19 protein-coding genes and 1 other RNA gene are annotated in these 21,368 nt (G+C 33.7%); 1 reads left to right on the top strand and 19 read right to left on the bottom strand.

What is annotated here, in order from left to right; translation table 11 throughout:
- Positions 1-71 precede the first annotated feature (71 nt).
- The 3 genes from JN168_RS06200 to cymR all read right to left on the bottom strand — a co-directional run bounded on the left by JN168_RS06200 (position 72) and on the right by cymR (position 1,049).
- Entirely contained in the window at positions 72-230 is a 159-nt protein-coding gene (locus tag JN168_RS06200) for a hypothetical protein (RefSeq protein WP_162846333.1), read from the bottom strand.
- 43 nt (positions 231-273) lie between these two features.
- Positions 274-456 carry a CsbD family protein gene (locus JN168_RS06195; RefSeq protein WP_042738515.1) on the bottom strand — a complete coding sequence of 61 codons (183 nt, stop codon included), beginning with the start codon at positions 454-456 and terminating at the stop codon, positions 274-276.
- 173 nt (positions 457-629) lie between these two features.
- Positions 630-1,049, bottom strand: coding sequence for a cysteine metabolism transcriptional regulator CymR (gene cymR / locus JN168_RS06190; RefSeq protein ID WP_042738514.1), 420 nt, complete (start codon positions 1,047-1,049; stop codon positions 630-632).
- Positions 1,050-1,135: 86 nt separating this feature from the next.
- Here cymR and JN168_RS06185 point away from each other — a divergent pair, with 86 nt between their 5' ends.
- Complete coding sequence (locus JN168_RS06185) at positions 1,136-2,419, top strand: replication-associated recombination protein A (protein ID WP_042738513.1); 1,284 nt, start codon at positions 1,136-1,138, stop codon at positions 2,417-2,419.
- Between the two features lie 86 nt (positions 2,420-2,505).
- Here JN168_RS06185 and JN168_RS06180 read toward each other — a convergent pair whose 3' ends face one another.
- From JN168_RS06180 to JN168_RS06105, 16 genes are all read right to left on the bottom strand, one after another.
- Entirely contained in the window at positions 2,506-3,279 is a 774-nt protein-coding gene (locus tag JN168_RS06180) for a tRNA threonylcarbamoyladenosine dehydratase (RefSeq protein ID WP_042738512.1), read from the bottom strand.
- Between the two features lie 155 nt (positions 3,280-3,434).
- Positions 3,435-3,625, bottom strand: a non-coding RNA gene (gene ssrS / locus JN168_RS06175) — 6S RNA.
- 71 nt (positions 3,626-3,696) lie between these two features.
- Positions 3,697-5,463 carry an aspartate--tRNA ligase gene (gene aspS / locus JN168_RS06170; RefSeq protein ID WP_229367257.1) on the bottom strand — a complete coding sequence of 589 codons (1,767 nt, stop codon included), beginning with the start codon at positions 5,461-5,463 and terminating at the stop codon, positions 3,697-3,699.
- A gap of 12 nt (positions 5,464-5,475) precedes the next feature.
- The gene (hisS, locus tag JN168_RS06165; RefSeq protein WP_042738510.1) at positions 5,476-6,738 is read right to left on the bottom strand and encodes a histidine--tRNA ligase; all 1,263 of its coding nucleotides are present in this window, start codon (positions 6,736-6,738) and stop codon (positions 5,476-5,478) included.
- Between the two features lie 335 nt (positions 6,739-7,073).
- Positions 7,074-7,949 (bottom strand): N-acetylmuramoyl-L-alanine amidase family protein, encoded by an 876-nt coding sequence (locus JN168_RS06160; protein WP_042738509.1) that lies wholly within the window; start codon positions 7,947-7,949, stop codon positions 7,074-7,076.
- Entirely contained in the window at positions 7,946-8,398 is a 453-nt protein-coding gene (gene dtd / locus JN168_RS06155) for a D-aminoacyl-tRNA deacylase (RefSeq protein WP_042738508.1), read from the bottom strand. Before dtd ends, JN168_RS06160 begins: the two co-directional genes overlap by 4 nt.
- Before the next feature lie 13 nt (positions 8,399-8,411).
- Positions 8,412-10,601, bottom strand: coding sequence for a RelA/SpoT family protein (locus JN168_RS06150; RefSeq protein ID WP_042738507.1), 2,190 nt, complete (start codon positions 10,599-10,601; stop codon positions 8,412-8,414).
- 346 nt (positions 10,602-10,947) lie between these two features.
- A complete protein-coding gene (locus JN168_RS06145) occupies positions 10,948-11,466 on the bottom strand; it encodes an adenine phosphoribosyltransferase (RefSeq protein ID WP_042738506.1) in 519 nt (172 codons plus the stop codon).
- 12 nt (positions 11,467-11,478) lie between these two features.
- Positions 11,479-13,758, bottom strand: coding sequence for a single-stranded-DNA-specific exonuclease RecJ (recJ, locus tag JN168_RS06140; protein ID WP_042738505.1), 2,280 nt, complete (start codon positions 13,756-13,758; stop codon positions 11,479-11,481).
- Between the two features lie 474 nt (positions 13,759-14,232).
- Positions 14,233-16,509 (bottom strand): protein translocase subunit SecDF, encoded by a 2,277-nt coding sequence (gene secDF, locus JN168_RS06135; RefSeq protein ID WP_042738504.1) that lies wholly within the window; start codon positions 16,507-16,509, stop codon positions 14,233-14,235.
- 284 nt (positions 16,510-16,793) lie between these two features.
- Positions 16,794-17,054 (bottom strand): preprotein translocase subunit YajC, encoded by a 261-nt coding sequence (yajC, locus tag JN168_RS06130; RefSeq protein WP_042738503.1) that lies wholly within the window; start codon positions 17,052-17,054, stop codon positions 16,794-16,796.
- A 16-nt stretch (positions 17,055-17,070) separates the two neighbouring features.
- Positions 17,071-18,210 (bottom strand): tRNA guanosine(34) transglycosylase Tgt, encoded by a 1,140-nt coding sequence (tgt, locus tag JN168_RS06125; RefSeq protein WP_279526237.1) that lies wholly within the window; start codon positions 18,208-18,210, stop codon positions 17,071-17,073.
- Positions 18,211-18,231: 21 nt separating this feature from the next.
- Positions 18,232-19,257 (bottom strand): tRNA preQ1(34) S-adenosylmethionine ribosyltransferase-isomerase QueA, encoded by a 1,026-nt coding sequence (gene queA / locus JN168_RS06120; RefSeq protein WP_042738501.1) that lies wholly within the window; start codon positions 19,255-19,257, stop codon positions 18,232-18,234.
- A 1-nt stretch (position 19,258) separates the two neighbouring features.
- Entirely contained in the window at positions 19,259-20,260 is a 1,002-nt protein-coding gene (ruvB, locus tag JN168_RS06115) for a Holliday junction branch migration DNA helicase RuvB (RefSeq protein ID WP_042738500.1), read from the bottom strand.
- Between the two features lie 33 nt (positions 20,261-20,293).
- Positions 20,294-20,896, bottom strand: coding sequence for a Holliday junction branch migration protein RuvA (ruvA, locus tag JN168_RS06110; protein ID WP_042738499.1), 603 nt, complete (start codon positions 20,894-20,896; stop codon positions 20,294-20,296).
- Positions 20,897-20,908: 12 nt separating this feature from the next.
- Positions 20,909-21,364, bottom strand: coding sequence for an ACT domain-containing protein (locus JN168_RS06105; RefSeq protein WP_042738498.1), 456 nt, complete (start codon positions 21,362-21,364; stop codon positions 20,909-20,911).
- Between the last annotated feature and the right edge of the window lie 4 nt (positions 21,365-21,368).

Here is a 21,368-nt window from a genome sequence, read left to right as displayed (position 1 = left end):
CTAAGCTATATAAGGCAAAAAAACTGTCGACAAAACAATATTGTCGACAGTTTTAAAATATAATAGCTATTTTATTTTTCGTTGTCTTTATCTTTATTATCATCACTGCCACCAGTGAATTTGTCAATTTGTTCAGACGCTTGTTTCGCCTTTTCATTATCTGAATCCTTTAATTTGTCAGAAACTGTTTTTGCAGCTTCTTTCGCTTTATCTAAGAAATTCTCAGCCATGGTAATGTTCCCCTTTCGGATTTAAACTAAAGTTATATAAATTTTATTTTTTAAATTTATCAATAGCTTCGTTTGCTTTTTGTTTTGCATTTTCAACGACTTCTTTGGCTTTGCCAGATTTTTTGTCGTCTTTTCCTTCATTTTCTAAATCTTTATTGTCAGTAACATTACCGACAGTTTCTTTTACATTGCCTTTGGCTTGTTCAATCTTGCTTTCATCAGCCATTTAAAAAACCTCCTTAGCGATGTATATGTTTGTTATATACCACTTTTAAAATTTGATTAAACATAATAATTAAATCTTTAAAGACGCTAAATAATTTATAAGGCTGAATTTATAGAAACCATCTACTTTATAATCGATTAAAAGACAACAATGTTATCAAATCATTATATTAATTAAATATAGAACATATATCCATCTAAATTATTTGTCTCTTTATAATCAGCTAAATATTTTAGTGTTGTATTATCTAATACTTCTCTTACTGCATCTCTCATACGAATCCAAAGTTGTTTTTGTGCTGGTGGTTCAGATTCAATACTTTCTACAAATGTAATTGGCCCTTCTAATAAACGAATAATATCGCCCGCTGTAATTTCTTCGGCTGATACTCTAAGTTGGTAACCACCCTTAGCACCACGAACACTTCGAATTAATCCAGCGTTTCTCAATGGACCCACCAATTGTTCAAGATACAAATCACTTAAATTATTCTCTTCTGCGATAGATTTTAAAGAAACACACCCTTGGCCTTGCTTTTTAGCTAAGGATATCATTAGTGTTAATCCATATCTTCCTTTTGTTGAAATTTTCATTATATAACCTCACTTAATTCGAATACTATATATTAACATTCTATCATTTTTTACGTTAATATAGAATTAGAAAGGTGTGAAAGATTGTGACAAACGAACCCCTCGCTTCAAGAATGAGACCTAATAATATTGACGAAATAATTTCTCAACAACATTTAGTTGGTCCAAAAGGCATTATTAGAAGGATGGTTGAAACAAAACGATTATCTTCTATGATATTTTATGGTCCACCTGGAATCGGCAAAACAAGTATCGCTAAAGCCATTTCAGGAAGTACACAATTTAAATTCAGACAGCTTAATGCTGTTACAAATACTAAAAAAGATATGCAACTTATTGTGGAAGAAGCAAAAATGTCAGGTCAAGTGATTCTGTTATTAGACGAAATTCATAGATTAGACAAAGCGAAACAAGATTTTTTATTGCCACATTTAGAAAATGGAAAGATTGTGCTAATTGGCGCCACAACTTCAAATCCATATCATGCCATCAATCCTGCTATTCGTTCGAGAGCACAAATTTTTGAATTATATCCATTAAATGACGATGATATTAAACTTTCATTAACACGTGCACTAGAAGATAGTGAACGTGGTTTAGCACAATATCATCCAGTAGTAGATTCAGAGGCAATGACTTATTTTTCTACACAAAGTCAAGGTGATGTAAGAAGTGCACTTAACGCGCTAGAATTGGCAGTATTAAGTTCTGAGGTTAGCGAAAATAAGCAACGCATTATTACATTACAAGATGCTAAGGATTGTTTACAAAAAGGTGCATTTGTTAGTGATAAAGATGGAGATATGCACTATGATGTGATGAGCGCCTTTCAAAAATCAATTCGTGGAAGTGATGTGAATGCTGCTTTACATTATCTAGCTAGATTGATTGAAGCTGGAGACTTACCAACAATAGTTCGAAGATTACTCGTTATTGCTTATGAAGATATTGGGTTGGCATCACCAAGTGCAGGTCAACGTACTTTAGCTGCCATTGAATCAGCAGAAAGGCTAGGCTTTCCAGAAGCACGCATTCCCTTAAGCCAAGCTGTTATTGAACTCTGTCTCTCTCCAAAATCGAACTCTGGCATAACAGCCATTGATGCGGCATTATCTGATATTCGTAAAGGCAAAATAGGACAAATACCTGACCATTTAAAGGATGGTCACTACGCCGGTGCAAAAGAATTAGGCCGAGCTATTGGCTATAAATACCCACATAGTTATGAAAACGGATTTGTACCTCAACAGTATTTGCCAAGCAAATTAAAGCATAGTATCTATTATCAACCTAAAACTACTTCTAAAACCGAGCAACAATTTAAAACAATATACGACAATATTTTAGACTCTCAACAAAAACTAAAATAACATGTTTATAAAAATAACAGCAGACAAGAACAATCTAATCCACTTTGTTCTAATCTGCTGTATTTTTTAACTGTACATAAATTATACTATTGCTTTCTATCTTTAATTCGCGTAACTGATATATCTTTTAAAATATCATTGACAACGTAGCTTGCACATATCAACCCTACGACACTAGGGACGAAGGCGTTAGAGGATGGTGGCATTTGTCCCTTTCTCGTAGGGGCATTCGCATCACCAACAGTTTCCTTGACGTCTTCTCTAATAACGATAGGACTTTCATCAGAGAAAACTACTGGTATCCCCTTTTTAATACCAGCTTTTTTCAATTTTTGTCTGATAATTTTTGCCATTGGATCCATGTGTGTTTTTGAAATGTCAGCAATTTGGAAACGCGTCGGATCAGTTTTATTGGCAGCTCCCATGCTTGAAATTACTTTGATGCCTCTTGCTAGACATTCTTTCATTAAGTGAACTTTATAAATAATTGTATCACTTGCATCAACAAAATAATCGATATCATAATTATTAAATAAATCTTCATATGTTTCCTCAGTATAGAACATGTGAAGTGGCGTGACTTTACATTCTGGATTAATTAATTTGATACGCTCTTCCATTAACGTCACTTTACTTTGACCAATTGTAGATGTTAAAGCATGTAGTTGACGATTTACATTGGTAATATCCACATCATCTTTATCAATTAATATAATATGACCTATATTTGTTCTCGCTAAGGCTTCAGCTGCAAATGAACCAACGCCACCTACACCTAATACTACGACCGTTTTATCCTTTAATAAATCTAGGCCTTCTTGTCCATAGGCCAATTCATTACGTGAAAATTGATGTTTCATTGTCATACTCCTCATTAAAAATTTAACTTTTACTTCACTTTTATTATATCATGCTACCACTTTTTTCAATTTACAAAAATAGTAACATCCCAATTTATAATTTAGATTAATATTAAAATACAAAAAAATACGCAAGACCGAAGTCTTGCGTACCGATAGAGTCCGTCTGTGCCGTAGTTGTAAAGTGCTTGATCATTCGGCCTGTTCTAAACAGGTGGGTGCCCTGTTTCTTGTGTTGCAAGTCCTCCTTTAGAGGCGTGTGCGCTGCAAGAAAACCTATTGGGCTCCCTGATCAAAGAGTGTTAGGCCCAAATAAAAAGCAAACATACGAACACTACAGATGACTATCTTATGGACATATCATACCACATAATTCGAAATAAGCAAGAATAAAGACTTTTATAAATAACTTATTAATTAATGGCGGATACGTAGTGATAATTCTTCAAGTTGATTATCAGATACTTCACTTGGAGCATCTGTTAATAAACATGATGCGGATGCTGTTTTAGGGAATGCAATTGTGTCACGTAAATTTGTACGACCTGTTAATAACATAACTAATCGGTCTAAACCAAGCGCGATTCCGCCATGTGGTGGTGCTCCGTAATTAAATGCATCAATTAAGAATCCAAATTGTTCTCTAGCTTGTTCTGGTGTGAATCCTAGTACTTCAAACATTTTTTCTTGTAATTCACCATTGTGAATTCTGATTGAACCACCACCTAATTCATATCCATTTAAGACAATGTCATAAGCATTGGCTTGTGCATTTTCTGGTTCAGTATCTAATTTTGCAATGTCTTCTTGTTTCGGTGCAGTAAATGGATGGTGTGCTGCTGCATAACGCTTAGTATCTTCATCATATTCTAATAATGGCCAATCTGTTACCCATAAGAAGTTTAATTTAGTTTCATCGATTAATTCTAATTCTTTTGCTAGTTTAAGTCTTAAAGCACCTAAACTTTGCGCTACTACACTTGGTTTATCAGCAACAAATAATACTAAATCTCCTGCTTCAGCTTCAGTTAATTCTTGTAATTTTGCAACATGATCTTGTTCAAAGAATTTAGCAATCGGTCCGTTCAAGCCGTCTTCAACAACTTTAACCCATGCCAATCCTTTAGCACCATAAATTCCAACAAATTCAGTTAATGCGTCAATATCTTTTCTTGTATAATGGTCAGAGGCACCTTTAGCCACTATTGCTTTAACTTGACCATTGTTGTTAACTGTATCTTTAAATACTTTGAAATCCATGATTTCGCCTAATTCTGATACATTGATTAACTCCATATCAAAACGCGTGTCTGGTTTATCCGAACCGTAACGTTCCATTGCTTCATGATAAGTCATTCTAGGGAATGGTCGTGGAACTTCAATGTTTTTAACATCCTTTACGACATTCTGTAACATTTCTTCGCCCATATCCATTACGTCTTCTTGATCTACGAAACTCATTTCAATATCAACTTGTGTAAATTCAGGTTGTCTATCTGCACGTAAATCCTCATCACGGAAACATTTAACGATTTGATAGTATTTATCAAATCCACTAATCATTAACAATTGTTTAAATATTTGTGGTGATTGCGGTAAAGCATAAAATTCACCTTCGTGTACACGTGAAGGTACTAAATAGTCACGCGCACCTTCTGGCGTAGATTTTGTTAAGACTGGTGTTTCAATATCATAAAATCCTGCCTGATCTAAATATTGTCTAATTGAACGTGTTGTTTGGTGACGCATTTTAAATGTTTGAGCTAATTCTTGTCTTCTTAAATCTAAATATCTATATTTTAAACGGATATTTTCATCAACATTTTGATTTTCCTCATTTAAAGCAAATGGAGGTGTTTCTGATTTGTTTATAATTTGAATATCAGATACTTGTACCTCAACTTGTCCAGTTGCAATTTTAGGGTTTACTGTTTCAGGATCACGTTTTTTAACTACCCCTCTTACTTCAACAATGTACTCAGATCTTACAGTTTCCGCTACATGTAATGCTTCTTCTGAAAAATCCGGATTGAATACAATTTGTACATATCCTTCTCTATCACGTAAGTCTACGAATATTAAGCCACCTAAGTCTCTACGGTTGTGTACCCAACCTTTAAGTACTACTTCTTCTTCTAAATGCGCTTCAGTAATCAGTCCGCAATATGTTGTACGCTTAGTCATTTCATCTTCTCCTTATTTTTTGAAATAATTAACAATTTCAGATAATGTAATTTCTTCAGATTCACCTGTTTGCATATTCTTTACATTAATTTTGTCGTTTTCTAATTCTTGGTCTCCAACCACAATAGTATAATTTGCATTCAAACGATCCGCTTGTTTCATTTGACCTTTAATTTTTCTACTTAAATAATCTTTATCAGCACGGACACCTTGCTTACGTAAATCATTTAATAATTTAACCGCATATCGATCAGCTTGTTCACCCATAGTTACAATAAACAAATCAAAGTCTTTGTCTACGTCTAATTCAATGCCTTCTTCTTCAAGTGCCATTAATAAACGCTCAATACTCAAGGCAAATCCAATGCCAGTTTGATTCGGACCATCTAACAATTCAAGCAATCCATTATAACGTCCACCACCACATAACGTAGTTATTGCTCCGTCAAAATTTGGATTATCTATCATTAACTCAAATGCTGTGTGCGTATAATAATCAAGACCTCTAACAAGATTTGGATCTTCAACGTAAGGAATTTCTAAGTCATCTAAATGTTGTTTCACTTCAGCAAAGTAATTTTTTGATGTTTCATTTAAATATTCAGTAATTCTTGGCGCTGATTTGACCGCTTCTTTATCTCTATCTACCTTACAATCCAAAATTCTCATAGGATTTGTATGCAATCTAGATTGACAATCACTACAGAAAGTGTCGATGACTGGCTCAAAGTGTTTAACTAAAGCTTCATTGTATTCTTTACGTGAATCGATATCACCAATACTATTGATGACTAATTTTAAATGTTTTAAACCAAATGATTCATAAATGTGCATCACCATTGCCAACACTTCAGCATCCATTGCAGGATTTTCAGCACCAATTGCTTCAACCCCGAATTGTGTGAATTGGCGATAACGTCCCTTTTGCTTTCTTTCATAACGGAACATTGGCCCATTGTAATATAACTTTACAGGTTGGTTTGGCAATCCTTGCATTTTATTTTCAATGTATGAACGTACCACGGCGGCAGTACCTTCTGGTCTAAGTGTCATACTTCTATCACCTTTATCAATAAAGGTATACATTTCCTTTTGAACGACATCTGTAGAACCACCGACACCGCGTGCAAATAATTCTGTACTTTCAAAAATTGGTGTTCTAATTTCTTGATAATTGTAAAATTCCATCAATTCATCCAATTTAGTTTCAATGTAACGCCATTTTTTTGTTTCTTCTGGCAGTATATCTTGAGTACCTCTAGGTATATTTATCATAGAATCTCTCCTTTTTAACAATAAAAAAGTCCCTTGCATGACATTATAGTCATACAAGGGACGATGTTCTCCGTGTTGCCACCCTAATTGGCCATAAATTTCTTATGACCCACTTTAAAACGAAATAACGTTCGTTACACGACTTTATAAAATAAAGCACCTCTTCTTGTGTTATATTACTAAGTTACTCAGCATAATCTTTCAGCCACGAATTATGTCTCTACACATTTGTTAAAATGCTACCTCTTTCATTTAGTAATTTCAAGAATCATAACGGTTTTAATATAGAATTCATATTCAATAATAACGACTTTATTATCAATATGCAACCTTTTTTATTGAGAGAAATAAGATTTCAGTCCATCTACGACTGCTTTTTCCACAATATGACGATGAAGTTGATCTTGAATCATATCTTCGTCTGTTGGGTTGCTGATATAGCCTAATTCTAGTAATACGGCAGGTACATTGGTTTGTCTCAATACTTGGAAATTCTCTTGTCTTGCACCTTTATTAGTTAATAAAGCTCTCTTCTGCAAGCTTGCACTGATTGTTTCTGCTAAAGCTTCTTGGTTATCTTTGTACCAATATACGGTACTACCATTAGCCTTTGATGATTTTAAAGAATCATTATGTATGCTTATATATGCGTCACCTTTAATATTTCTATCGTCAAGACTTACATAAACATCGGATTCACGTGTCATATTTACTACTGCGCCTTCCTTTTCTAACAAGGCCTTTAATTCCTTTGCAGTTTTTAAAGTATACACTTTTTCCTTACTATGCTTTTTTGTATTACTTGAAGCTCCCTGATCACTACCGCCGTGACCAGGGTCAAGTACTATTGTTTTATCTTTTAAAGGTTTAGCATTCGGATTGGCATCTGCTTGAATATCTAAATTCGTATGCCAACCTGCTACCCAACCTTTCTCTTTACCATTACTGGATTCTACCTGAATCCACTTACCTGACTTATTAATTTTATGGAAGTTTTGTCCTTTGTAAATTGGATCAATCACTGGATAAATTGCGCTCGGTCCAGTTCTTAATTCCGCATCTTCTGTAACATAAATTGTACTGCCATCTTCACTATTATGATTTAAGAAAGAAATGATCATAAAAATAAAGATAATAAATGCTACTACGACAATTAGTGTGGGAATGTTTCTGAGATTATTATTTTCTAACCAAGTATTGAATTTTTTCATATGATTTTGCCATCCTGACTTTCATATATAATTGTTACAGGGCCATCATTGGCAATATTAACGAGCATGTCTGTACCAAATTCTCCCGTCAATACATTGACTCCATAAGAACGCAATGCGTCATTAAACTTTTCATAAAATTCATTTGCTTGTTCTGGTGGCATAGAACGTGAGAATCCTGGTCTATTTCCCTTTCTCACATCTGCATATAATGTAAATTGAGAAATAGATAAGATCTCACCTTCTATTTGCTGAATATTGAGATTCAGCTTACCTTGCTCATCTTCAAACAGTCTTGCATTAACGATTTTTTTAGCTAATGCTTCAATATCCGCTTCTGTGGATTCGCTACCAATACCAACTAATAAACAATAACCTTGTTTAATCTGATTATCTATTGTTCCATTAGAAACTGAAGCTTCTTTTACTCTTTGAACCACTATTTTCATGTATGTTGCACCTCTAATTCCAAACTCTTGTAACCGTGTAAACATCACCAAGTTGTTTTATTTTTTCAACTACTTGATATACTTCGTTCACATTTTTAACCATAACACTAATATTAATTACGGCATTTTTATCTACATCTGAACGTCCGGAAACTTTAACTAAATTACTCTGCGTTGAATTTACAGCTTGTAATACTTCGTTTAAAAGCCCGTTGCGATCATATGCAGAAACTTCTAAATCTACTTGATATCTTTGTGTAGAATCCTTTGAACGTACCCATTCAACATGAATAAGACGATCATGTTCATTTTTTATATTCGGGCAATCTGTTCTATGTACTTTGATACCGTGTCCTTTAGTGATATAACCTACAATATCATCTCCAGGTATTGGATTACAACATTTTGACAGTTTGATCAAGACATTTTCGATACCTTCAACATATACACCACTATCAGTAGTTATATCATCCTTTATTGGAACTGACTTTGTGATTTCTTGTGCTTCATTTAAAGCTTTTTGCTTTTCTAATATTCTTTGCTTTTCTGTCAATTTGTTGACAATTTGCAATGCAGTTACGCCTCCGAATCCTACGGCTGCAAATAAGTCCTCTTCATTAGCAAAGTTATATTTATCATTAACAATTTCGATATTGTCATCAGTCAACACATCATCTACTCTAAATCCATGATCTTTGATTTCAGCCTCAATCATAAATTTACCTTTTTCAATATTTGATGAACGGTCTTGTTTTTTAAAGAAGCTTCGAATTTTACTTTTGGCACTAGATGACTTAACAATCTTCAACCAGTCACGACTTGGACCATATGAATGTTTACTCGTACGTATTTCAACAATATCACCGGTTTGTAAGACATAATCAATTGGTTCAATTTTTCCGTTAACTTTCGCACCTATCATCTTGTTTCCAACTTCACTATGAATTGCATAAGCAAAATCAATTGGCACCGCACCATATGGCAACTCAATAACATCACTTTCAGGCGTAAAGGCATAAACTTTATCGCTTTGCAAATCAAATTTCAACGTTTCCATAAACTCTTCAGCATCAGAAGTTGTATTATCAGTCTCGGCTAATTCCTTTAACCAATTTAATTTTTTATTAAAGCTTTGTGTCTTTTCATTAACCTTTTTACCTTCTTTATAAGCCCAATGTGCTGCAACCCCGTGTTCTGCAATTTCATGCATTTCAAATGTACGAATTTGAATTTCTAATGGGTCTCCATTTGGACCAACTACCGTCGTATGTAATGATTGATACATATTTTGTTTTGGCATGGCAATATAATCCTTGAATCTGCCTGGCATGGGTTTCCATAATGTATGTACTAAACCTAAAATGGCATAACAATCATTGATAGAATTAACAATCACTCTTATTGCCAATAAATCAAAGATTTGATCAAATTGCTTTTTCTGTTTAACCATTTTTCGATATATGCTATAAATATGCTTTGGTCTACCACTGATATCACCTTGTATATTCATAGATGACATATCTTGTTGAATGTTTTCAATGGCATTTTGAATGTATTCTTCACGCTCACTACGTTTCTTTTTCATGAGGTTAACGATTCTAAAATATTGCACACTATCAATATATCTTAAAGATGTATCTTCTAATTCCCATTTAATCGTATTGATACCTAAACGATGCGCTAAAGGTGCATAAATTTCTAAAGTTTCTTTAGAAATTCTGATTTGTTTTTCTCTTTTCATTGCCTTAAGTGTTCTCATATTATGTAATCTGTCGGCTAATTTTACTAAAATAACACGAACATCTTTTGCAATAGCGATAAACAGTTTTCTATGGTTTTCAGCCTGTTGTTCTTCTTTTGAACGATATTTTACTTTTTTTAACTTGGTTACACCCTCAACGATAACCGCAATTTCCTCATTAAACATACCTTTTACATCATCAAATGTATATGGCGTATCTTCAATTACGTCATGTAAAAAACCTGCAACAATCGTAGGTCCGTCTAAATGCATTTCTGTTAAGATACCAGCCACTTGAATAGGATGCATAATATAGGGTAGTCCATTTTTACGAAATTGACCTTCATGTGCCTCATAAGCAAGATGATAACTCTTTAATACATACTGATAGTCTTCCTTTGAAAGATATGATTTTGCTTTGGATAATACCTCGTCAGCACTATATGGATATTCATTATTCACATTAGACACCCCCACACGTTTGATTATTTTTTAAATTAACGTCAATTTATTTATCATTGTGAGCTATTAATAGCAACTGTTTAATTCAATCGTATTTTAACTCATTTTATACAAAATTCGAATAATAGTTATATGATACTACATGTTTTAAAATAAATAAATGAGTTCCCACTACTAATAATAAAATGTATTAAAAATTTAACTCGATTACAATTACTGTGTAACAAGAACACAAAAAATTCTGTCAAATTCTAATAAATGACTTAGGTTTTAATGCTATAAAATAAAAGCCAAATGACTACACTTACATACTTAAATGTCTTCATCTGACTTTTATTTAAATGATTTAGTCTTCGTATGAAATTAAGCTCATTACATCGTAATCCTTAATTTTTTCAATACCATTTAAATATTTTAATTCGATGATAAATGCAATACCTACTACGATACCACCTAATTGTTCAACAAGTTTAATCGCTGCTTCAATTGTGCCGCCAGTTGCCAATAAATCATCTGTTATTAAGACACGCTGTCCTGGTTTAATCGCATCTTTATGCATCGTTAAAATATTCGAACCATATTCTAAATCGTATTCATAACGTATAACTTCTCTTGGTAATTTGCCTTCTTTACGTACAGGAGCAAATCCAATCCCCATCGAATATGCTACTGGACATCCAATAATAAATCCACGAGCTTCTGGACCGACTACCACATCAACATTGCGTTCTTTCGCATAGTTTACGATTTGATCGGTAGCATAACCATATGCCTCACCATTATCCATAATCGTTGTAATATCTTTAAAGTCTACACCTGGTTTTGGCCAATCCTTAACCTCAGAGACATATTGTTTTAAATCCATACATAGTTCCTCCTAATTATCTTTCAATTCTGCCTTAATCCACTGTTTAAGATTACTAAAATCTTCATAAAGCATGAGTTTTTCAACTGCTATTCTATCGAGTCTACCTTGATAATATTTACTTGATTCAATTTCCCTTTTAGTTGAAGTTTGATTCATAGATATTATACCATTTTCATCTTTTATAAAGTCCAAGTCCATAAAAACTTTCAAGATAAACTTGAGCATTGTTGGCTCAACATTTAGAAACTGACATAGATGCATGCCATCTTTTGCTAAATTAATTTGCCCTTTCGATGCAATTGCTTTGAAGCAATTTTTAAAAGTTTCCATTTTAGGCATACCTTCAAAGTATACCGAACGCTCATGATTTAACACAAGATAAATTTGTGAAACATTGATACTTTTTAGTGTATTTTTTAAATGATTTATTGATTTCGGCAAATCTCTTAAGACATATTTATTATAATCTTGTTCTATCGTTTCACCATAAACATAATAGTTGTCAGCAACTTTGTCACTTGATTGATGGACTAAATATGCAATATCTGCTTCATCACCTTGAAATTGATTCACTTTGCTTTTACTTCTATAATCTAAAATTTGCAAACTATTATTAGCCAAATCTTGAATCATAAATTGTGGTGATTGAAAGCCATTCCATTCATTAATTTGCAATGTTCCAATCACATTAATTGGTTGCCCGTCACCAAGCTCTTGAACTAAATGGCCATTTTGCCAAAATATAGCTTGTAATTTCTCTTCACCCATTGTCAATTTCAAATGTTTCTTATCTTGCCCAATCGCTTTTGCTTGTTGCACTATTACATCTTCTAATTCAAAACACGGACTGGTAAAATCCGAACCAAACGGTCTCAACCTTTGTATATCTTGAATGTTTTTCAATGTAATTTCAGATTCCTCAATAGTTGTATCTACATGCTTTCGTGGCTCTAATGATGTCGTTTGCTCAATTTCTGCCATAGAGGCATTAAGAGCTTGACGTAATGGTTCTACATTCTCGATTGCTAACGTCATTCCAGCAGCCATATGGTGTCCACCAAATTTATCAATTAACGATGCATGCTCAGTCAAAATTTCAAACATTGATACTTGTTCAATACTTCTTGCAGATCCTTTAGCATGTTGTTGTGCCTCATCAATATTTAGAATTAAAGTTGGCAATGCATAGGTTTCCACTATTTTTGAAGCAACAATACCTAGTACACCTTCATGCCAATCAGCTTGTGCTAATACTAAGAATTTATTGCCATTTTGCACTTGTTCTTCGGCAACCTGTAATGCTTCTTCTGTAATTTGCGCTACGATATCCTTTCGCTCTTGATTGAAAAATTCAACCTGATCAGCATAAAATTCAGCTTCTTCTTCATTATCACACATTAATAATTCTGCAGCTAAAGTTGCATCTTCCAATCTTCCTACAGCATTCAACCTAGGCCCAATAATAAATCCAATCGTTTCTTCATTAATTTCATCGTTATAGTCAGCTTGCTTTAAAAGCGCCTTAATAGCAGGTGGACAATGATCATTTAATACATTTAAACCTTGTTTAACTAGAGTTCTATTTTCATCGGTTAATGAAACTAAATCTGCGATCGTACCAATTGCCACTAATCCTAAAAATGACACTGGAGGTTGTTCAAGTAATGATTGAGTTAATTTATACGCTACACCCGCGCCACATAAATACTTAAATGGATAGTCAAAATCAGGATGCATTGGATGTACAATTGCAAAAGCGTTAGGTAGTGTTTCACCTATTTCATGGTGATCTGTTACAATCACATCAACACCTAATTCCTGTATCATTTCAATTTCTTTATGTCCTTGGATACCATTATCTACAGTAATAATTAATGATACACCTTCGTCGTATGCATTTTTAAAGGCCATCTCATTAGGACCGTAACCTTCTGTAAAGCGATTAGGTATATACCAACCTACATGGGCACCTAACTCTCTTAATGCCGTAACTAAAATGGTCGTCGATGTCACACCGTCCGCATCATAGTCCCCATATACAAGTATTTTTTGATTTTGATCGATAGCTAAATTGATACGTTCAACTGCTTTTTGCATATCACTCATTGCCATCGGATTATGTAGCACACCATCATCACTTAAAAGTGATTCTATCGTATTAGCATCTGTAAGGCCTTTACTTTCTAATATCTTTTTTACAATTGGAGTTAGTTTATATTTTGATGCTATATCATCCGTAATCTTTGATTCGGGATGTTTAATATCCCAAGCATACTTCGATTTAATCATAAGATTATCCCTCATTTCCACAAGCAATTATACAAAAGAAATAACAAAATAAAAAGTACTTACATTTAATGAAGCTTGTCAATTATAAAATCATTAAAGAAAAGCCCATAGGAGATAAATCTTAGATAATTCACTTGTTAATATATTTAACAGTTTTTAACACTTATTATATTTATAGAACTTCATTTTGAAGACAAACTAAAGAAATACCAGCTCAACAATAGACCATTGAATGACATTATTGAGATATGCACTTTATTTACACACTTCGTAAAAGTTCTGATTTCACATATTAATATTAGGTAAAATTCAACGACTGCATTTTATGTAACATACAATTTCACTTAGTGATAAAAAAACTCCCTTCATAGTCAACATTTGTCAGTGTCAACTATGAAGGGAGTATATCGTATTCAAATAAGATTCTTCATTTCAAGCTTAAAAATCTATATTCAAAAACTTTGACTTATTCTTTTATACTAAGATTTTTTCATCATTAGATTTCTTTTCTTTATATACAACTAATTTATGATTATCTGTTTTCTTAAGTTGTCGTTTCTTCATAATGCCCCATAACGGTACTGCAATAAATACAGATGAGAATACACCCATAATCAAACCAACAAGTAACGCTAATGAGAAGTTGAAGATGCTTGGTGCTCCAAATAATAATAATGCAACCACTACAATAACTACTGTTAATACAGTGTTGATTGAGCGAGTCATCGTCTGTCTAATCGATCTATTTACAATATCATCAATCTGCGATGTTTTTGTGATTACTTTTATTTTGTGTAAGTTCTCACGTACCCTGTCAAACGTAACAATAGTGTCGTTTATAGAATAACCAACGATTGTCAACACTGCAGCAATGAATGTGATATCAACTTCGAGACGGAATAAACTAAATACTGCGACTATCATAAACGCATCATGTAACAATGCTAAGATTGAAGATAGTCCCATTCTCCATTCAAATCGGAATGAAATATAAATAATTATACCAATAGAAGCGTATAGCAATGCTAACATTGCATTTTTAGCCAACTCTTGACCGATAACCGGTGAAACCGTATTTACAGTTGGGTCATGACCATAGTTACTGTGTATGATGTTTTTAATTTTTGAAACATCTTCCTTAGATAAGTCTTTCTTATATTGGACAGTAGCATTTTTACCATTTTCTCCCAATGAAACTTGATCAGGTTTGAAATCCTTAGCTGCCAGTGTCTTTTCAATTTTCGTGTCTGATACTTTATGATCAGATTCAAAGTCAACACGTGTACCACTTGTGAAATCAATTCCTAGATTTAATCGGAAGATAAATAGAATGATTGCCCCAACAATTAATATTAATATACTTAAAGATATTAATGGTTTGGCTAATTTAACAAAGTCTATTTTTTCATAAGGTGTTTTTAAGTCATGGACATCTTTACTGTCGTTAATATCATATCTTTCTTTCCTTTTAACACCAAATAACCAATAAGATTTCTTAAAGAAGTTAGATGATACTAATAATGATAAGAGTGCTCTAGAAAGGAACACAGCTGTTACAAAGATCATTAGTATACCTAATAGCAACATTGTTGCGAAACCTTTAACTGAACTTTCACCAAAGAAGAATAACACTGCCGCTGCAATTACTGTCGTTAGCTGAGCATCGACAATTGTAAGGAATGAGCTTTTATTCGCTCGTTTATAAGCCTGTTTAAGCGTCCTTCCTATCTTCAACTCATCTTTTATCCGTTCATACATAATGATATTAGCATCGACTGCCATACCTACACCTAATACTAGTGCGGCTAAACCTGGTAGTGTTAACACACCAGAAATAAAGTTAAACGCAACAAGCGTTAAATAGATATAAGCAGTTAATGCGATAACCGCTACTAGACCTGGCAAACGATAGAAGCCTAACATAAATAGATAAATAATACCGACACCAACAAATGCCGCAAGTACAGTTTTATCTAGTGCATCTTGGCCGAATTGGGCACCAACAGAATTAGAATAAATTTCTTTTAAATCAACAGGTAAAGAACCTGCATTAAGTAATTCTGAAATCTGTTTTGCTTTTTCTACACCTTTTTCGCCGTTAAAACCACCAGAAATTTCTACACTATCTGAGTTGATAGGTTTATCGACTGATGCTGCAGAAACGTATTTAGGATCTTTTTTATCTTTTTCCTTATGATACGTATCTCCTTTTTGATGATCTAACCATACGACCATTACATTTTCATCTTTTTTAGAAATTTCTTCTGTTACTTTTCTAAATTTATCACTATCTTTTAATTTGAAAGTAACTGCAGGTTGGTTCGTATTTTGTTTAAATTCTTGCTTAGCAGAACCTTGTTGAATATCTTTACCTGTTAATTTAACATTGTCGTCAGCATCACGAATCGTTAAATTAGCTTGTGATGATAAGATATCTCTTGCTTGTGATTGATTCTTAATTCCAGCAAGTTGAACACGAATTCTGTTCTTATCTTCGACCTGTATTTTAGGTTCTGAAACCCCGAGAACATTGACACGGTTCTCTAGTGTCTTAGCGGTTGCTTTTACCGCTTTATCGTCTATCTTGTCACCTTTTTGCAAAGGATTAACTTGATATAAGACTTCAAAACCACCTTGGAGGTCTAAACCAAGGTTGACATCTTTAACTACATTCTTATATGTAAGTCCCATTCCTGCAAAAAGAAGGACTACAAGTAATAAGAATGCAACTATTCTACTACCTTTTTTCACTTAAACACCTCATTGTTAGCTTATGTTATAAGAATACTTGATTAAAACGTTTGTTTGCAAGTCTTATAAAGCTTTGAAATCTAACTGTATGACCTTATATATCTTAACATATTACAACCATAGGAAAAACCAACTCAACTATTTGTAAATTAAAAAACATATTGTAAGCGTTTATATAACAAACCCTTTACACCTTTATCTATTTCCATACCCTCTTACGAAACGATTAGCTATAAATCATAAAAAAAGAACCGATGTCAGGCATCGGTTCTAAATAATCCAAATTATGATGGATCCACTTGTTTAATTGCTGGTTTCTCTAAAGTAATTTCAGTACCATTACTATTTAATGATAGTACTACTGTAGTTTCATCTACACTACGTACAGTCCCTTTAATACCGCCAATTGTTGTTACGTGTTGACCAGTTGTTACTTGACTAATCATTTCACGATGCTCTTTGGCTTTCTTTTGTTGTGGTCTGATTAAGAAGAACCACATTAATACTAATAATAAAATTGGTAATATCAATGAAGTAAATTGCATAGTTTATTGCTCCTCTTTAAAAGTTTTTTGGGTTCTCTACATTAAGCCCATACTGCTCAAAAAATTCTTCTTTAAAATCAAGAAGACGATCTTCACGAATAGCTTGTCGTATATATTCCATTAATTTAAGCAGAAAATGTAAATTATGATAAGTAGTAAGACGGATACCAAAAGTTTCTTCTGCTTTGATTAAGTGTCTTATGTAAGCTCTACTATAATTCTTACATGTATAGCAGTCGCAATTCTCATCAAGTGGTCGCAAATCTTCTGCGTATTTAGCATTTTTGATAATTAATCGGCCTTCGGATGTCATACATGTCCCATTTCGTGCAATACGTGTAGGTAACACACAATCAAACATATCCATACCGCGAATACTACATTCAATTAATGCATCCGGAGATCCTACTCCCATTAAATAACGCGGTTTATCTTTAGGCATGAATTGTTCTGTATGCTCAACCATATCATACATAACAGGTTTCGGTTCACCAACTGACAAACCACCGATTGCATATCCAGGGAAATTCAAAGCAACTAATTCCTCAGCACTTTGTTGTCTTAAATCCTTGTATTCCCCACCTTGAATAATACCAAATAAAGCTTGATCCTCAGGTCTCTTATGTGCCTTTAAACATCTCTCAGCCCATCTTGTTGTTCGTTCAATTGAATCCTTTACATATTGGTATTCAGCTGGCATTGGTGGACATTCATCAAAAGCCATCATAATATCTGAACCTAAATCATTTTGAATTTCCATCGACTTCTCTGGACTTAAGAATAACTTAGAACCATTAGTATGATGACGAAACTCAACGCCCTTTTCAGTAATATTTCTTAAATTACTCAAACTAAACACCTGGAAACCACCAGAATCAGTCAGTATCGGACCATCCCAGTTCATGAACTGATGCAAGCCCCCACTCTTTCTGATGATATCATTTCCTGGTTGTAACCACAAATGATATGTGTTTCCTAAGATGATTTTAGCTTCCATTTGCTTTAACTCTTCAGGGCTCATTGTTTTTACCGTTGCTTTTGTTCCTACTGGCATAAACATTGGTGTTTCAAAAGAGCCATGCGGTGTGTGAACAATACCCAATCTCGCACCAGATTGCTTACAAGTCTTAATATGTTCATAAGTAACTGCTGGCATAATAATCTCCTCTCAATTCCCTTAAATAATTAACATTGCGTCTCCAAAACTAAAGAATCTATATTCTAACTCAACTGCTTTTTGATATGCATTAATAATATAATCACGTGAACTAAAAGCAGATACTAACATCACTAGCGTTGATTTAGGCAAATGGAAGTTAGTAATTAATCCATCAATTGCCTTATATTCAAAACCAGGATAAATAAAAATATCTGTCCAACCACTTTGCGCAACAAACGATTCGTTGGACTGCATGATTGTTTCCAATGTTCTAGTTGACGTTGTTCCAACTGAAATAATACGTTTACCTTGTGCTCTTGTAGCATTCAACAAGTCTGCAGTTTCTTGATTAATTTGATAATATTCACTATGCATTTCGTGATCATCTATATTATCCACACTAACAGGTCTAAACGTTCCAAGACCTACATGTAGTGTAACAAAGGCAATGTTAACACCTTTATCTCTGATTTGTTGTAATAAGTCATCTGTAAAATGTAATCCTGCTGTTGGTGCGGCTGCAGACCCTGATTCTTTGGCATAAACTGTTTGATAACGCTCCTGATCATCTAAACGTTCTTTGATATATGGCGGTAGAGGCATTTCACCAAGTTCATCTAGACGTTCTTGCAATATACCTTCATAATGCAATCGCATTATACGTCCACCCTGGTCAAGCTCTTCCATACACTCTGCAACAATTTTCCCGTCACCAAAGGATAGCTTATTACCTACTTTAATTCTTTTTGCAGGTTTCAATAATACTTCCCAATCATTGCCTTCTATTTGTGTCAGCATAAGCATTTCAACTTTGGCTCCAGTATCTTCTTTCAAACCAAATAACCTTGCTGGCATTACACGCGTGTCATTTAAGACTAACGTGTCTCCTTCATTTAGGTATTCAATCACATTTTTAAATTGTCTATGTTCAATGTCTCCAGAATCTTTACCCAACACTAAAAGTCTGCTCTCATCTCTATTTTTCAATGGTGTTTGAGCAATTAGTGACTCAGGTAAATGGTAATCAAACGCTTCAATATCCAACTTAGTCCCTCTTTTCATTCTTTCCAAAATGTTCATATGCATATGCCGTTGCTTTACGACCTCTAGGTGTTCTTTCAATAAAGCCCTTTTGAATTAAAAACGGCTCATAAACATCTTCAATCGTAACTCGTTCTTCACCTATTGATACAGCAATCGTATCCAATCCAACCGGACCTCCACTATACTGTTGTAAAATACAATTCATCATTTTATGGTCAATATAATCTAATCCTTGATCATCAACTTGCAATAACTCAAGCGAATGCTTCGTTGTATCAATATGAATAATCTCATCATTATTCACTTGCTGGAAATCACGAACTCGTTTTAACAATCTATTTGCAACACGCGGTGTACCTCTACTACGCTTTGCCAATTCAATTGCACTTTCTTCATCAATGGAAGTTCCAAGTACTTCAGCAGTTCGAATAATAATTTCCTTTAATTCAGTTTCTTTATAATATTCTAATCTTAAATGTACGCCAAATCTATCTCTTAAGGGTGCAGATAAGCTACCTGCTCTTGTTGTAGCTCCAATTAATGTAAATGGTGGTAAGTCAATACGAATGCTTCTTGCTTCTTCACCTTTACCGATTACGATATCTAAAAAGAAATCCTCCATTGCAGGATATAATACTTCTTCAACAACACTGCTCAATCTATGTATTTCATCAATAAATAAAACATCGCCAGGTTGTAATCCTGATAATATTGCAGCTAAATCGCCAGGGCGCTCGATTGAAGGTCCCGAAACTGTTCTAATATTTACATCCATTTCATTTGCAATAATATGAGATAAAGTTGTTTTTCCTAAACCAGGGGGACCAAATAACAATACGTGATCTAATGGTTCCTGACGTAGTTTTGCCGCCTTGATAAACACCTCTAAATTCGACTTTATCGCTGATTGGCCTATATACTGCCTTAGTTTAGTCGGTCTTAAAGAATATTCAAATGACGTTTCATCTTCATGCATTGATTGATCTACCATTCTTTCATCCACATTTATCCCCCCTCTAAATTTATAAATTCATATCTAGGAAACTAATAACTGTAAACCACGTTTGACTGCTTCATCCACTGATTCAAATGTATCTTTATTTAAAGCTTTCTCAACTTTAGTTAATTCACGCTTAGAATAACCAAGTGCCTCAAGTGCTAGTAAAGCTTCCTTTATAACTTGTGAAGCACTATCGTCTTCTACACCTAAGTCTAATTGTTGTCGTTCATCAATATCGTTAATTTGCACTTTACCTTTTAAGTCTAAAACAATCTGACGTGCAGTTTTCTTACCAATTCCTGGGAATTTAGTTAAATATGCATCATTTTCATTTTCGATAGCAATTTTAACCTCATTTGGAGAACTACTGGCAAGAATCGCCAATGCAGATTTAGGTCCAATACCTGTTACTTTGATTAGACTTAAGAACATATCCTTTTCTTCTTGATTCATAAATCCATACAATAATTGTGCATCTTCTCTAACTATTAAAGAAGTGTGGATAATGACTTCTTGTTCTAAATATTTTTGAAAACGATATGAATTAGGTGTTTGAATTTCATAACCGATGCCCGCCGTTTCTAACACAACATGAGTTGGGTGCAATTCTGATAATATACCTTTAATATATGCGTACACATTTACACTTCCTTATATGGTCATACTAATTAAATCCACTTTAGAAACTTGATCAACTTTATTCAATGCCTGAATAACATCATCTACTTCTAAATTTGTACCTTTTGCATCTAATGAGAGCGTAATGGTTGCTCTACCTTCCATTGGAATACTCTGGTGTATTGTTAGCACCGACAAACTCAATTGAGAAATCGTATTCAATACACCCGCAAGCATCCCCACAATATCATTTACATATAATATCAAAGTAAACTCACGCGTTTCTTCCATTTTTTCATCAATTGGAAAAATAGTATCTCGATATTTGTAAAAAGCACTTCTAGATAAATCGAATTTCTTAACTGCTTCGAAAATGGACATAGAAGGATCATTCTTTAAAAGATCTTTAATTTTAAGAGTTTTCACGACCGATTCTGGTAGCACATCTTCCCTAATTAAATAAAACTTTTTATAATCTTTTTCGTCCATTTCA

The sequence above is a fragment of the Staphylococcus gallinarum genome, from assembly GCF_029774255.1.
GTDB lineage: Bacteria > Bacillota > Bacilli > Staphylococcales > Staphylococcaceae > Staphylococcus > Staphylococcus gallinarum.
The sequence above is the reverse complement of the archived record's forward strand: the minus strand, read 5'-3'. Positions and strand labels throughout refer to the sequence as shown.